Below are 13043 nucleotides of genomic sequence, written 5' to 3' on the forward strand. Positions count from 1 at the left end.
GTCACGCACGGCGACCCGACGGCGGTGTCCGGGTTCGCCCCCGTCGCCTGCAACCCGGCGACCCCGTTGCTCTCACGCCACAGCTGGAACGTCGCGCCCGCCAGCGGCTGCGAGGTGGCGGAGTCGGTCTTCGTCACGCTGGTCGACCCGGTCTCGACGACCGGGCTCCGGGCGTCCCCGACGGTGACCGGGACGTTCTGCCCGTCGGTGTCGAGCACCACCGTCGTCACGGCGGGCTGCGGGAGGTCATAGCCGGGTGGGGCCTGGGTCTCCTCCCAGTAGTAGGTGCCCAGCGGGAGGTCGGCGGCGGAGCAGAGGCCGTTCCTCGCGGTGGTGCAGGGGGCGCCCACCTTGGTGTCCGGGGTGGTCCCGGCGGTCTGCAGGCCCGCCACGCCGTTGGTCTCGCGCCACAGCTGGAAGACCGCGCCCGCCAGGGTCTGGCCGGTGGCGGAGTCGGTCTTCGTCACGCTGGTGGAGCCGGTGGGGGCCGGCGGGTTGCCGCAGTCCGGGAGGTCGCCGTTGAAGGGGTAGGCGTGGAACTCGGTGCCGGTCGTGCCGCCGCCGGAGTTGTGCAGCAGCGAGCCGGTGGTGAAGAACCGTCCGTTCAGGCCTGGCAGGCCCATGGTGGCGGTGCTGGCCGGGTTGCCGACCAGTACGCTGCCCTGGAACTGGCCCGATCCCACGAGGCTGACGGTGGTCGCGGTGGGGAAGTTCCACAGCAGCCGCTCGCGCAACTGGTTCCACGGGTCGGTGTCGGCGAGGCTGCCGCTGTACGTGTTGATGGTGCGGGCGGCGCCGGTGAGGTTGACGAGCACGGTCGCGTTGGCGGGGATCCCGGCGAAGACGATGCCCTGGGTGGAGCCGCCGCGCCCGACGAGGTCGAAGTCGACGTTGAAGACCTGGAGGGCGGAGGTGCCGTCGCCGGTGAACAGGGTCTGGTACCCCTGGTTGACGGCGGTTCCGGTGGCGGGCCGGGGTGTGCCGACGCCGGCGTAGCAGGTGCTCGCGGTCTGCAGTTCGCCGCGCAGCGGTGTGTAGGCGGCCACGGCCTGCGGGTCCTGGATCTTCGTGCCGGTGATGGTGCCGGTGGCCGTGCCCGCGTAGCGGACGACGCCGCCTTCGGCGAGGAGGTTCTGTCCGGGGGCCACGGTGACGTTGCCGCCGGCGGTGAGGAAGTCGGCCCCGTCCGGCGGCGGCACGCGGGAGCCGACGCCGACGATGCCGATGTTGTACACGGAGCTGACTCCGGCGGCCTTGCTCATGTCGAAGTTGCCGAGGGTCACGACGTGCCCCTCGGCTTCCGCGGCCGATTCCCGGACGCTGAAGTCTCCGCCGACGAAGATGTTCACGCCGGCGTCGCGGCCGGCGAAGGGGCCGTTGTTGACCGGTGGGAACGTGGCCGGACAGTCCGCGCCCAGGCAGGGCCCGAGGCCGCCCGGGAGGCCGGCCGCCTGGGCGGCCGTCGGTGCGACGAGCGACATGCCAAAGGGGACGAGCGTCAGGGCCAGGGCGGTGCCCACCGCCCTGCCGAATCGGCGTCTCCAGGTGAGGGTCGTCACCGGATCCTGACTGGGCTTCACCGCAGTCCTTTCATCATATGAATGTAAGAGGGGCCCTCGGAGTGTGCTCAACCGGGACCCCGCGCAGCGGTGACGCGCCGACGGTTTCCTCCGTCCGCCGCACCAGGTGCACCCGATCGGAGGCACCGGCCTCGGCGGCGGCCGTCCGGCAGGGTCTCCCGGCCCCTGATTGGGGCCCTCCGGCCCTGACGCGCCGTCAGTGGAGGCCCCCATCCTGGACGCGTCGGGGCCCGTCCCGCCGTCTCGCCCGAACGACACCACGAGTCCCCGGAGGACCCGCATGTTCTGCTTCCAGTGCGAACAGACCGACCGCGCCGGCGCCACCCCCGGCTGCGCCGGTCCGCTCGGCAACTGCGGCAAGGATTCCCCCACTTCGGACCTCCAGGACCTGCTGATCCACGCGGTCAAGGGCATCTCCCAGTACGCCGCGAAGGCCCGCGCCCTCGGCGACCCGGACGACGAGGCCACCGCCTTCGTCCTCTACGCGGTCTTCACCACGCTCACCAACGTCAACTTCAACCCCACCCGCTTCGCCGCCCTGATCCAGCTGGCCGTCGGCGTCCGCAACCGGGCCCGGGACCGGTACGAGCGGGCCGCGCGCGCCGCCGGACAGGAACCGGAGACCCTCACCGGACCGGCCGCCTGGACCCCGGGGGCGGACCCGGCCGCGCTGGTGGGCCAGGCTCCCGGCGTCCGGGTGGACATCGGGCTCCCCCTGGTCGGGCCGGAGGTGGTCGGGCTCCGCTCGCTGCACCTCTACGCGCTCAAGGGCATCTGCGCCTACGCCCACCACGCCGACGTGCTCGGCCGCCGCAGCGCCGAGGTCCTCGGCGGCGTCGAGGAGGCCCTCGCCTACCTGGCCGGCGAGCCGACCGACCCCGCCGAGCTGCTGGAGCGCGCCGTCGGCCTCGGGCGGCTGAACCTCGCGGCCATCGAACTACTCGACGCCGCCAACACCGGCACCTACGGCCCCCAGCAGCCCACCGCCGTCCGCACCACCCCCGTCGCCGGGAAGGCCATCCTGGTCAGCGGCCACGACCTGCGGGATCTGGAGGCCGTCCTGGTGCAGACCCGGGACCAGGGCATCAACGTCTACACCCACGGCGAGATGCTGCCCGCGCACGCCTACCCGCTGCTCAAGGCCCACCCGCACCTGGCCGGCAACTACGGCGGCGCCTGGCAGGACCAGCAGCAGGAGTTCGCCGCCTTCCCCGGCCCGATCCTGATGACCTCCAACTGCGTCATCGAACCGCACGTCAGCTACCGCCGCCGGATCTTCACCGCCGGACCGGTCGGCTGGCCCGGGGTCAGGCACCTCGCCGACCACGACTTCCGCCCGCTGATCCAGGCCGCCCACGCCCTGCCGGGGTTCCCGGAGACCGCGGCCGAGGAGGAGGCCGTCACCGTCGGCTTCGGCCGGGACGCCGTGCTCGCCGTCGCCGACCAGATCGTCCACGCGGTCCGGCAGGGCGACATCCGGCACTTCTTCCTGATCGGCGGCTGCGACGGCCCCACCCCCGGACGCGACTACTTCACCGACTTCGCGCTCGGCGCGCCCCGGGACACCGTGGTGCTCACCCTCGGCTGCGCCAAGTACCGCTTCAACCGGCACGACTTCGGCGAGATCGCGGGCCTGCCCCGGCTGCTCGACGTCGGCCAGTGCAACGACACCTACTCCGCCATCCGGATCGCCACCGCGCTCGCCGACGCCTTCGCGTGCGAGGTCGACGACCTGCCGCTCACCCTGGCGCTGTCCTGGACCGAGCAGAAGGCCGTCGCGGTGCTGCTCACCCTGCTCGCGCTGGGCATCCGCACCATCCACCTCGGCCCCTCGCTGCCCGGCTTCCTGACCCCGGCCCTGGTGGACGAGCTGGTCAGGCGGTTCGACCTGCGGGTGATCGGCGACCCGGCGGCCGACCTGGCCGCCGCCCTCGAACGGACGGCACCGTGAGCACGGCCGGCCCGGGGGAGGCCGCCGGCACCCACCCGGTCGCCGTCACCACCAGGGACGGCGGCCTGCTGGAGTTCGACTGCGCCCCCGGCCGCAGCGTCCTGGAGGCCGCGGCGCGGGCCGGCGCCACCCTGCCGGCCTCCTGCCGCCGGGGCACCTGCGGCTCCTGCCACGCCACGGTCACCGACGGCCCGTACGACCTGGGCCCGCACAGCGAGCAGGCCCTCCCGCCGGGCGGCCGCGAACGCGGCGAGGTCCTGCTCTGCCGCACCTTCCCGTGCGGGCCGCTGACGGCCGCACTGCCGTACGAGCGGTCCCGCATCCTGTACGGCGACATCCCGGCCCGCGAGGCCGTCGTCACGGCGGTGGACCGGGTCACCTCGGACACCGTGCGGCTGGAGCTGCGCCTCGACGACCCGGACTGCCAGTTCGACCCGGGCCGGTTCATGGAGCTCCAGGCCCCGGGCAGCGAGGTGAAGCGCGCCTACTCCCTCGCCAACACCGGCAACTGGGAGGGCCGGCTGGAGTTCTACGTCCGGCTGCGGGAGGGCGGGCACTTCTCCTCGTACCTCGCCGACCGGGCCCGCCCGGGCGACCGGCTCACCGCGCACGGCCCGCAGGGCGCCTTCGGCCTGCACGAGACCGGCCTGCGGCCGCGCTGGTTCGTGGCCGGCGGCACCGGCCTGGCCCCGCTGCTGGCGATGGTCCGCCGGATGGCCGAGTGGCAGGACTCGCAGCCGGCCCGGCTGTTCCTCGGTGTCAACGAGCCGCAGGACGTCTTCGGGCGCGAGGAACTCGACGCCGTGGCAGTCGAGTTGCCCGGATTCCGGTACGAGGTCTGCGTCCGGAAGCCGGGCCCCGGCTGGTCCGGGCCGACCGGCACCCCGGCGGACCTGCTGGCCGCCGCCCTGCCCGAACTCGGCGGCACCGCACCGGACCTGTACGTCTGCGGACCGCCGCCCCTGGTCGACGCGGTGCTGCACACCGCCGCCCTGCACGGGGTGCCGCCCGAGCAGGTGCACCGGGAGCTCTTCCTGGCCACCTGACCGGCATGCCCCCGGCCCCCGCGGCCGCCGCCGAGCACCTCGGCGGCGGCCCGCCGCTACCGCGAACTGCCCTCCGTGGCCTGCGCGTTGTACTCGGCGAGGGTCTCCCGGGTGAAACCGAAGAACCAGGTGGCCAGGAAGCCCGCGACGTACCCGGTCAGCAACCCGCCGCCGTACACGGCCGCACTCGCGAGCAGCCCGTGCGGGCCGGCCAGCAGCGGGAAGAGCGCCCAGCCGGAGGGGCCGATCGCGGTGGAGCCCACCGCGTCGCCGAGCTGGCCGGCCACCCCGACGAAGGCGCCGCCGGCCGCGCCGCCGACGCAGGCGGTCACGAACGGGCGCCCCAGCGGCAGGGTGACGCCGTAGACCAGGGGCTCGCCCACGCCGAGCAGGCCGGCCGGGAGGGCGGACCTGATGGTGGCCCGGATCGAGGCGTTGTGGCGCAGCCGAAGGTAGACGGCCACCGCGCAACCGACCTGCCCCGCACCGGCCATGGCGAGGATCGGCAGCAGGACGGTGGAGCCCTGCTGCTGGATCAGGGTGGTGTGGATCGGGATCAGCGCCTGGTGCAGGCCGAGCATCACCAGCGGCAGGAAGAGGCCGCCGAGCACCAGCCCGGCGAGCAGGCCGCCGTGGGCGAGCAGCCAGGTGGCGGCGTGGCCGATGCCGGTGGAGACCTCCCCCGCGAGGAACATCAGGCCGTACAGCGCGGCCAGCCCGCCGAGCAGGACGGTGACCGTGGGGGTGACCAGGACGTCCAGGGCGGCCGGCACCAGCCTGCGCGTCCAGCGCTCCAGGTGGACGGCCAGCAGGGCGGCGCCGAGTGCGCCGACCACGCCGCCCTGCCCGGGGGTGAGGTGGTGGCCGAAGGCCTCCACCTTGGCGACCCCGGCGTAGACGACGACGCCGGCCACCGCCCCGCCGAGCACCGGGGTGCCGCCGAACTCCTTCGCCGTGTTGTAGCCGACGAAGACGGCGATCAGGGACATGAACCCGGAGGAGACCGGGCCCAGGGCGGTGACCAGCGCCGGCGCCCAGCCGAGGTTGGCGAGGGCCCCGGCGAGGCCGGCGACGATCCCGCAGCCGATCAGGGCGGGGATCAGCGGGACGAAGATGTTCGCGATCCGGCGCAGCGCCAGTTTCACCGGGGTCGCGTTGCGCGCCCGGGCCCGCGCCCGAAGGCCTTCGCCACGCCCGGCGAGGTCCTCGGCGGTGGGGGCGGCGCCCGGTCCGGCCCGTCCGTCCGCTCCCTTCCCGCCGTCCGGTTCCGCCCCGTCCGCCCGTTCCCCGCCGGCCGCTCGGGCCGGTTCGGCCTCCAGGAGGCGGCGCAGTTGCGCGGTGACCCCGGCGACGGCGGCGGGGCCGAGCACGATCTGGTAGGTGTCGTCCTCGACCGTGCCCAGGACCGCCGGAAGCGCCCGGAGTGCCTCGGTGTCCACCGGGGAGCGGTCCGCCAGGCCCAGCCGCAGCCGGGTCATGCAGTGGGCGACCGAGCGGATGTTGGCGGCGCCACCGACGAGCGGCAGGATCGCCTCGGCCACGGAGCGGTTCTTCTCGTCCGACATGCCGGGGGACGTACCCGGCCGCTCCCCCGGCTCAACCGCCGCTGTGCGCCGCGGTCCTGAGCCGGGCCACCGTCCGCGGGGCGGCGCCGGGGCCGTCCGTCCGGTCCGGGAGCGGGTCGTCCTCGGCTCCCGTGCCGCGCACCCGGTGCACGTAGCGGTCGATCAGGTGGCGCAGCACGGTGACGGTGGTGACGACGTCCGGTTCGGGGACGCCGTCCAGGGCGCCGGCGAGTCCGGCGATGTTGGCCTGTTTCAGGCGGTCCAGCAGTTCCCGCCCGTCGGGGGTGATGGCCACCTGGCGGGCCCTGCGGTCCTGGGCGTCCAGGCTGCGTTCCACCAGCTGCTGGCCCTGGAGGCGGTCGATCTGGCGGGTGACGTGCGAGGGTTTGACCATCAGGCGGTCGGCCAGGTCGCTCACCCGGCTGGCTCCCGCGCACTCGGCGAGCGCGCGCAGCAGGTAGACGTCCGAGCGGGCGGCGGTGATGCCGGCCCGGGCGGTGCGGCGCTCGTGCTCCTGCGAGCGCGTCAGCAGGTAGGCCAGCGTGGCGAGTACGTCCTCCAGGCCGTCCAGCCCGTCCGTGCCCTCCGGCTCGGGGGCGGTGGTCCGGTCGTCTCCGGCGTCTTCTTCGTCCGACATGGAGGAACTGTAGCGATCCGGTTCGAACGGCGGCCGGTGCGGAGAGTCACAGCCTGGTTTCGGACAGATTCGACGGACGTCCGGCACGCCCTTTCGCCACCACGGAACGCGAGTTAGCGTGACGTTCAGTTAGTTGCTTTGGGCACGTAAATACGCCCGGCCTCCATCGAGAAGGGGATTCACCGATGGCCACCGCCGAGAAGACCCCGCGGTTCTCCCACCCCGCCGCCCGCGGCACCTGCCCGTTCGACCCGCCGCCCGCCTACGACCAGGCCCGGCAGGAGGAGCCCGTCAGCCGCGTCACCCTGTGGGACGGCTCCACGAGCTGGATGGTCACCCGCCACGAGGACATCAAGGCCGTCCTCTCCGACGGCAGGTTCAGCTCCGACTCCACCCGGCCCGGCTTCCCGTTCATCAGCGCGGGCGCCCGCCAGCTGAACAACGGCCGGCCGACCATCATCCGGATGGACGCCCCCGAGCACACCCACTTCCGCCGGATGCTGACCGGCGAGTTCATGATCAAGAAGGTCCAGGCGCTGCGCCCCGAGGTCCAGCGGATCGCCGACGACCTGCTCGACCGGATGACCGACGGACGCTCCGAGGCCGACCTGGTCCGCGAGTTCGCCCTGCCGCTGCCGTCCCTGGTCATCTGCCTGCTGCTCGGCGTCCCCTACCAGGACCACGACTTCTTCCAGGAGTGCAGCCGCGTCCTGCTGCGCCGCGACTCCACCGCCGAGGCCGTCGCCGACGCCCAGGCACAACTCGTCGACTACCTGGTCCGGCTCACCGAGAGCAAGCGCACCCGGCCCGACGACGGCATCCTCAGCCGCCTCGTGGAACGCGGCGAGCTGAGCACCGAGGAGATCGGCGGGATGGGCCGGCTGCTGCTGATCGCCGGACACGAGACCACCGCGAACATGACCGCGCTCTCCGTGCTCGCCCTGCTGCGCAACCCCGACCAGCTCCACCACCTGCGCGAGCACCCCGAAGCCGTGCCCGGCGCGGTCGAGGAGCTGCTGCGCTACCTGACCATCGTGCACTCCGGCCTGACCCGGGTCGCCACCGAGCCCGTCGAGCTGGGCGGCGCGCGGATCGAGCCGGGCGACGGCGTCATCTGCATGGTCAACACCGCCAACCGGGACGAGAAGGAGTTCCCGGACGGCGACGAACTCGACCTCACCCGCGACGCCCGCCGCCACCTGGCCTTCGGCTTCGGCATCCACCAGTGCCTCGGACAGCCGCTCGCCCGGCTGGAGTTGCAGATCGCGCTGGCCACCATCCTGCGCAGACTGCCCCAACTGCGCCTGGCCGTACCGTTCGAGGAGGTCCGCTTCCGCGGCGAGATGCTCATCTACGGCGTCCACGAGCTGCCGATCTCCTGGTGACCTGCCCCTCAGGAATCCCTCCCGCCACACCAACCCACCGACTCTGCACCGTCGTTCGAAGCAGATCGAACCGTCAGAGATGTTCCGAAGGGAAGACCATGCTCGTCCGGATCGACCAGGACAAGTGCTGCGGCGCGGGTCACTGCGTGCTCGCCGCCCCCGACGTCTTCGACCAGCGCGAGGAGGACGGCATCGTCGTCCTGCTCGACGCCGAACCGCCCGCCGAACTCCACCAGGCCGTCCGGGACGCCGCCGCGGTCTGCCCCGCCACGGCCATCCACCTGGACCAGGGGTGACCGCGCTGCAGGACGTGGTCGTGGTCGGCGCCGGCGCGGCCGGACTGCACGCCGCCGAGGCGCTGCGCCGCGCCGGCTACGACGGCCGCCTCACCCTGATCGGGGCCGAGCCGGAGGCGCCGTACGACCGGCCGCCGCTGTCCAAGCACCTGCTCGGCGGGGAATGGCAGCCCGACCGCCTGGCCCTGCGCGGCCCCGAAGCGCTGGAGGAGCTCCGGCTCGACCTGCGCCTCGGGGTCCGGGCCGAGCGGCTGGACCACCGGGAGCGGACGGTCCGGCTCTCCGACGGCCGGCGGGTGCGCGGCGACGCCGTCGTCGTGGCCACCGGGGTCCGCCCGCGCCGGCTCCCCGGCGCCGACGCCCCGCTGCCCGGCGCACACGTCCTGCGCACCCTCGCCGACGCCCTCGCCCTGCGCGAGGAACTGCGCTCCGGCGTACGGCTGTTGGTGGTCGGCGGCGGACTGCTCGGCGCCGAGGCGGCGGCCACCGCCGTCGGGCTCGGCGCCGAGGTGACCTGGCTGACCTCCACCGCCACGCCGCTGGCCGCCGTCCTCGGCACCGAGACGGCCGCGCTGCTGGCCGGCCTGCACCGCGAGCACGGAGTGCGCCTGCACCGGGGCACCGCCACCGCGCTGCTGGACCGCAACGGCCGGGCCGCCGGCGTACGGCTGGACGACGGCACCGACCTGGCGGCCGACGCCGTGCTGATGGCCGTCGGATCCGAGCCGGCCACCGAGTGGCTGGCCGGCAGCGGCGTCCCGCTGGACGACGGCGTGGTCTGCGACGCCTACTGCTCGGCCGGCCCCGGCGTCTGGGCCGCCGGGGACGCCGCCTCCTGGCCCGACCCGCGCACCGGCCGCCACCGGCGCGTCGAACAGCGCACCAACGCCACCGAGCAGGCCGTACAGGCGGCCCGGAACCTGCTGGCCGGCCCGGACGGCGTCCGGCAGGCCTACCAGCCGGTCCCGTACCTGTGGACCGACCAGTACGGGCTGCGGGTCCAGGCCTTCGGCCGGCCCGGCGGCGCCGAGCGCTTCGAGGTGGTCGACGGCAGCCTGGAGGAACGCCGCTACGCCGCCGTCTGCGTGCGCGACGGCGTGGTCACCGGCGCGGTGGGGATCGCCGCCGCCCGGGCGCTGCGCGGGCTGCGCGCCCACGTGGCGGCACACGACCCGTGGCCGCTCGAACCGGCCTGAGGCGCCTGCTCCGAGGACCGTCCCCGCCCGCCGCCGCGCCCGCCAACCGGGCGAGGCGGCGGGCGGCGCGGCATGGTGCGCGGGCCTCGGGACGGCGGCGCCCGGAGACTGGTGGCCCGCAGCCGGCCAGGGGAGAACACACATGGACGACCGCAGCCGCCGAACCGCCCCGGTGCCCGCGGCCCCCGCCCCGGGCCCGGGGGTGGGCGGCCGGGCCGGAGTCCTGGGCACCGCGCTGGCCGCCGTACTCGCCTTCTCCCTCTCCACCGGCTCGTGGCAGTGGTTCTCCGGCTACATCGGGCTGACCCTCCTCGCGGTGGTCCTCTCCTCCACCCACCCGCCGACCCGGGCGACGGACGCCGAGGCCGGCTTCCTCCGGAGCCTCGCCGCCTACGCCATGGTCATCGGCCTCGCCGTCGCCCTCACCCTGGCCCCCGCGATGCAGCGCTGGCCCTGGCTCTTCCCGATGCCGCACACCCGCGACGAGTGCCCCCACCTGGGCGACTACGCGCGGTGGCAGGCCCGGGCCGCCCTCGGCGACCAGGCCGTCCACGACGGCCCCGCACTCGCCGCCGCCCAGGCCCAGCAGGCCGGACGCGCGGTCGCCGACTGCCTGGCCGCCACCACGACGCTCTGGCTGCCGGTCTACGCCCTGGGCGCCGCCCTGCTGACCGCGGCCGCCGTCCTGCTGACGGACCGGGCCCGCACCCGGCGGCAGCCGTCCGCGGCCGCCGAGAACTGACGGGCCGCGCCCGCCCGGCCACGGCGCGCTCCCGCGCACGCCGCGCCGCTCCCCCGAGCCCCGGCAGCGCCCTGGCACCGGAACACCCCTCGGACTATCGTTAGTTGGCGGAAGCTATCGAAATCCCACTCCGACCCGACGGCCCCGGGGCCAGGCCGGGTCCGGGCCAGGCCAGGGCGGGCCGAAGCGGCCGGCAGGAGGCAGCGGTGGCGACAGGACTCTCCGGCGGCGGCAGGACCGGGCGGCCGCGCCCGGCCCGTACCGGCGTGGAGCCGGACCACCCCCGGTACAAGTGGGTGGCACTGTCCAACACCACGCTCGGCACCCTGATCGCCACCATCAACGCGTCGATCGTGCTGATCTCGCTGCCCGCGATCTTCAACGGCATCGGCCTGGACCCGCTCCGCCCGGGCAACGTCAGCTACCTGCTGTGGATGCTGATGGGCTACATGCTGGTCACCGCCGTCCTGGTGGTCACCCTCGGCCGGCTCGGCGACATCCACGGCCGGGTGCGGATCTACAACGCCGGCTTCCTGATCTTCACCCTCACCTCGGTGGCGCTCTCCCTCGATCCGCTGCACGGCGGGCCGGGGGCGCTGTGGCTGATCGGCTGGCGGGTCGTACAGGCGGTCGGCGGCTCGATGCTGATGGCCAACTCGGCGGCGATCATCACCGACGCCTTCCCGGCCCACCGGCGCGGCACGGCGCTCGGCGTCAACATCGTCGCGGGCATCGCCGGTTCCTTCATCGGCCTGGTCCTCGGCGGGCTGCTGGCCGAGTGGAACTGGCGCTCGATCTTCTGGGTCAACGTGCCGATCGGCCTGCTCGGCACCGTCTGGGCCTACCGGTCGCTGCGCGACACCGGGGTGCGCAAGCCGGCCCGGATCGACTGGTGGGGCAACGTCACCTTCGCCGTCGGCCTGACCGCCCTGCTCGCCGCGATCACCTACGGCATCCAGCCGTACGGCGGCCACACCATGGGCTGGACCAGCCCCTGGGTGCTGGCCGGGCTGTTCGGCGGGGTGGCGCTGCTCGCCGTCTTCTGCCGGGTCGAGTCCCGGACCGCCGAGCCGATGTTCCCGCTCTCGCTCTTCCGCGACCCGGTCTTCGCCGGTGGCAACGCCGCCACCCTGCTCGGCTCGATCGCCCGCGGCGGGCTGCAGTTCATGCTGATCATCTGGCTCCAGGGGATCTGGCTCCCGCTGCACGGCTACGACTACGCCGACACCCCCCTGTGGGCCGGCATCTACCTCGTCCCGCTGACCGTCGGCTTCCTGGCCGCCGGGCCGGTCGCCGGCTACCTCTCGGACCGCGCCGGGGCCCGGCTCTTCGCCGCCGGCGGCCTGGTGGTGATGGCGCTCTCCTTCGCCGGGCTGCTCCTGCTGCCCACCGACTTCGGCTACCCGTGGTTCGCCGTGCTGGTCTTCCTCAACGGCCTGGGCGGCGGCCTGTTCGCCGCCCCCAACACCTCGCTGATCATGTCCAGCGTGCCGGCCGCCGCCCGCGGAGCCGCCTCCGGCATGCGGGCCACCTTCCAGAACGCCGGCATGGTGCTGTCGATCGGGGTCTTCTTCTCCCTGATGGTGGCCGGCCTGGCCGGCTCGCTGCCGCACACCCTCACCGCGGGACTGACCGCCCAGGGCGTGCCCGCCGCCGACGCCCACGCCGTCGCCTCGCTGCCGCCGGTGGGCACCCTGTTCGCGGCCTTCCTCGGCTACAACCCGATCCAGCAGCTCCTGGGCCCGCACGTGCTCGGCCGACTGCCACCGGACAACGCCCGCACGCTGACCGGCCGGGAGTTCTTCCCCCAGTTGATCTCGGGGCCCTTCCACGACGGGCTGGTGGTGGTGTTCTGGCTGGCCATCGCGATGTCGCTGGTGGCCGCGGCCGCCTCGCTGGTCCGCGAACGGCCCGCCGCCGCACCCACCGCGACGCCGGCCCCGCCCGCCGCACCCGTCACCGGAACCACGGCCGGCGGCGGAACGACGGACGGCGGCGGAACGACGGACGGCGGCGGAACGCCGACCACCCGGACGACGCCCGCCGGAGCGACGGCCGCGACCGAGCGGCGGCCGACCACCGCCACCCCGCCGACGAAGGAGCACGGGCCGTGACCGCGGACGGCACCGGGCTGTCCGCCGAGTCCGTGGTCCGGCTCCGCCTGGCGATCGGCCGGCTCAACCGCCAACTGGTCCGCGCCTCCGGCGACCAGGACCTCACCGCGGCCCAGCTCTCCGCCCTGGCCCGGGTGGAGCAGCACGGGCCGCTGCGCCTCGGCGAACTCGCCGCCCGCGAGGGGGTGGCGGTGCCCTCCATGGTCCGCACCGTCGCCCCGCTGGTCGCCGACGGTCTGGTCGCCAAGACTCCCGACCCCGAGGACGGACGCTCCCAGCTGCTCGCCCCCACCCCGCTCGGGCACGACACCCTCTCCCGGATCCGCCGCGAGCGCACCGCCCTGCTGGCCCGCCGCAGCGCCCGGCTCACCCCCGCCCAGTGCCGGGACCTGGAGGCGGCCCTCCCCCTCCTGGAACTGCTCCTGGAGGAACCCGACACCTCCTAATGACGTTGTCAAGCCGCAGCTACTACGGGGAGTCCACGTTGGAAGCACTGTCCGTCACGGATCAGGGCCCACAGGACGTTGACGC

At 74.5% G+C, this 13043-nt stretch carries 11 protein-coding genes; 8 read left to right on the forward strand and 3 right to left on the reverse strand.

Features of this window, described 5'->3' with window-relative positions; all coding sequences use genetic code 11:
* A partial coding sequence (locus ACWD4P_RS29945) for a choice-of-anchor A family protein (RefSeq protein WP_449781787.1) occupies positions 1–1481 on the reverse strand: 1481 nt, incomplete at its 3' end.
* 379 nt (positions 1482–1860) lie between these two features.
* On the opposite strand from ACWD4P_RS29945, the gene hcp reads away from it, so the two are divergent.
* Both hcp and ACWD4P_RS29955 read left to right on the forward strand, forming a co-directional pair.
* The gene (gene hcp / locus ACWD4P_RS29950) at positions 1861–3531 is read left to right on the forward strand and encodes a hydroxylamine reductase (RefSeq protein WP_449781788.1); all 1671 of its coding nucleotides are present in this window, start codon (positions 1861–1863) and stop codon (positions 3529–3531) included.
* Positions 3528–4577, forward strand: coding sequence for an FAD-binding oxidoreductase (locus ACWD4P_RS29955; RefSeq protein WP_449781789.1), 1050 nt, complete (start codon positions 3528–3530; stop codon positions 4575–4577). Before hcp ends, ACWD4P_RS29955 begins: the two co-directional genes overlap by 4 nt.
* A gap of 56 nt (positions 4578–4633) precedes the next feature.
* On the opposite strand, the gene ACWD4P_RS29960 is transcribed toward ACWD4P_RS29955, so the two are convergent.
* On the reverse strand, positions 4634–6142 hold the full coding sequence (locus tag ACWD4P_RS29960; RefSeq protein ID WP_449781790.1) for a PTS transporter subunit EIIC: 1509 nt from the start codon (positions 6140–6142) through the stop codon (positions 4634–4636).
* Positions 6143–6173: 31 nt separating this feature from the next.
* A complete protein-coding gene (locus ACWD4P_RS29965; protein WP_449781791.1) occupies positions 6174–6779 on the reverse strand; it encodes a MarR family winged helix-turn-helix transcriptional regulator in 606 nt (201 codons plus the stop codon).
* A gap of 185 nt (positions 6780–6964) precedes the next feature.
* Between ACWD4P_RS29965 and ACWD4P_RS29970 the strand changes: the two genes are divergently transcribed.
* From ACWD4P_RS29970 to ACWD4P_RS29995, 6 genes are all read left to right on the forward strand, one after another.
* Positions 6965–8164, forward strand: coding sequence for a cytochrome P450 (locus ACWD4P_RS29970; RefSeq protein WP_449781792.1), 1200 nt, complete (start codon positions 6965–6967; stop codon positions 8162–8164).
* 98 nt (positions 8165–8262) lie between these two features.
* Positions 8263–8460, forward strand: a complete 198-nt coding sequence (locus tag ACWD4P_RS29975) for a ferredoxin (RefSeq protein ID WP_359824037.1) — start codon at positions 8263–8265, stop codon at positions 8458–8460.
* Complete coding sequence (locus ACWD4P_RS29980) at positions 8457–9656, forward strand: NAD(P)/FAD-dependent oxidoreductase (protein WP_449781793.1); 1200 nt, start codon at positions 8457–8459, stop codon at positions 9654–9656. The genes ACWD4P_RS29975 and ACWD4P_RS29980 overlap by 4 nt, the downstream gene beginning before the upstream one ends.
* Before the next feature lie 142 nt (positions 9657–9798).
* On the forward strand, positions 9799–10398 hold the full coding sequence (locus tag ACWD4P_RS29985; protein WP_449781794.1) for a hypothetical protein: 600 nt from the start codon (positions 9799–9801) through the stop codon (positions 10396–10398).
* A 206-nt stretch (positions 10399–10604) separates the two neighbouring features.
* Positions 10605–12512: an MFS transporter gene (locus tag ACWD4P_RS29990; RefSeq protein WP_449781795.1), complete on the forward strand. Its 1908-nt coding sequence runs from the start codon at positions 10605–10607 to the stop codon at positions 12510–12512.
* Entirely contained in the window at positions 12509–12958 is a 450-nt protein-coding gene (locus tag ACWD4P_RS29995; protein ID WP_449781796.1) for a MarR family winged helix-turn-helix transcriptional regulator, read from the forward strand. The genes ACWD4P_RS29990 and ACWD4P_RS29995 overlap by 4 nt, the downstream gene beginning before the upstream one ends.
* Positions 12959–13043: the final 85 nt, after the last annotated feature.

This window comes from Kitasatospora sp. NPDC002543, from assembly GCF_053594915.1.

Excerpts from the sequence above, each read along its gene's own strand:
- hcp (WP_449781788.1), top strand. The coding sequence starts at position 1,861 with ATGTTCTGCTTCCAGTGCGAACAGACCGACCGCGCCGGCGCCACCCCC.
- ACWD4P_RS29960 (WP_449781790.1), bottom strand. The coding sequence starts at position 6,142 with ATGTCGGACGAGAAGAACCGCTCCGTGGCCGAGGCGATCCTGCCGCTC.
- ACWD4P_RS29965 (WP_449781791.1), bottom strand. The coding sequence starts at position 6,779 with ATGTCGGACGAAGAAGACGCCGGAGACGACCGGACCACCGCCCCCGAG.
- ACWD4P_RS29970 (WP_449781792.1), top strand. The coding sequence starts at position 6,965 with ATGGCCACCGCCGAGAAGACCCCGCGGTTCTCCCACCCCGCCGCCCGC.
- ACWD4P_RS29975 (WP_359824037.1), top strand. The coding sequence starts at position 8,263 with ATGCTCGTCCGGATCGACCAGGACAAGTGCTGCGGCGCGGGTCACTGC.
- ACWD4P_RS29985 (WP_449781794.1), top strand. The coding sequence starts at position 9,799 with ATGGACGACCGCAGCCGCCGAACCGCCCCGGTGCCCGCGGCCCCCGCC.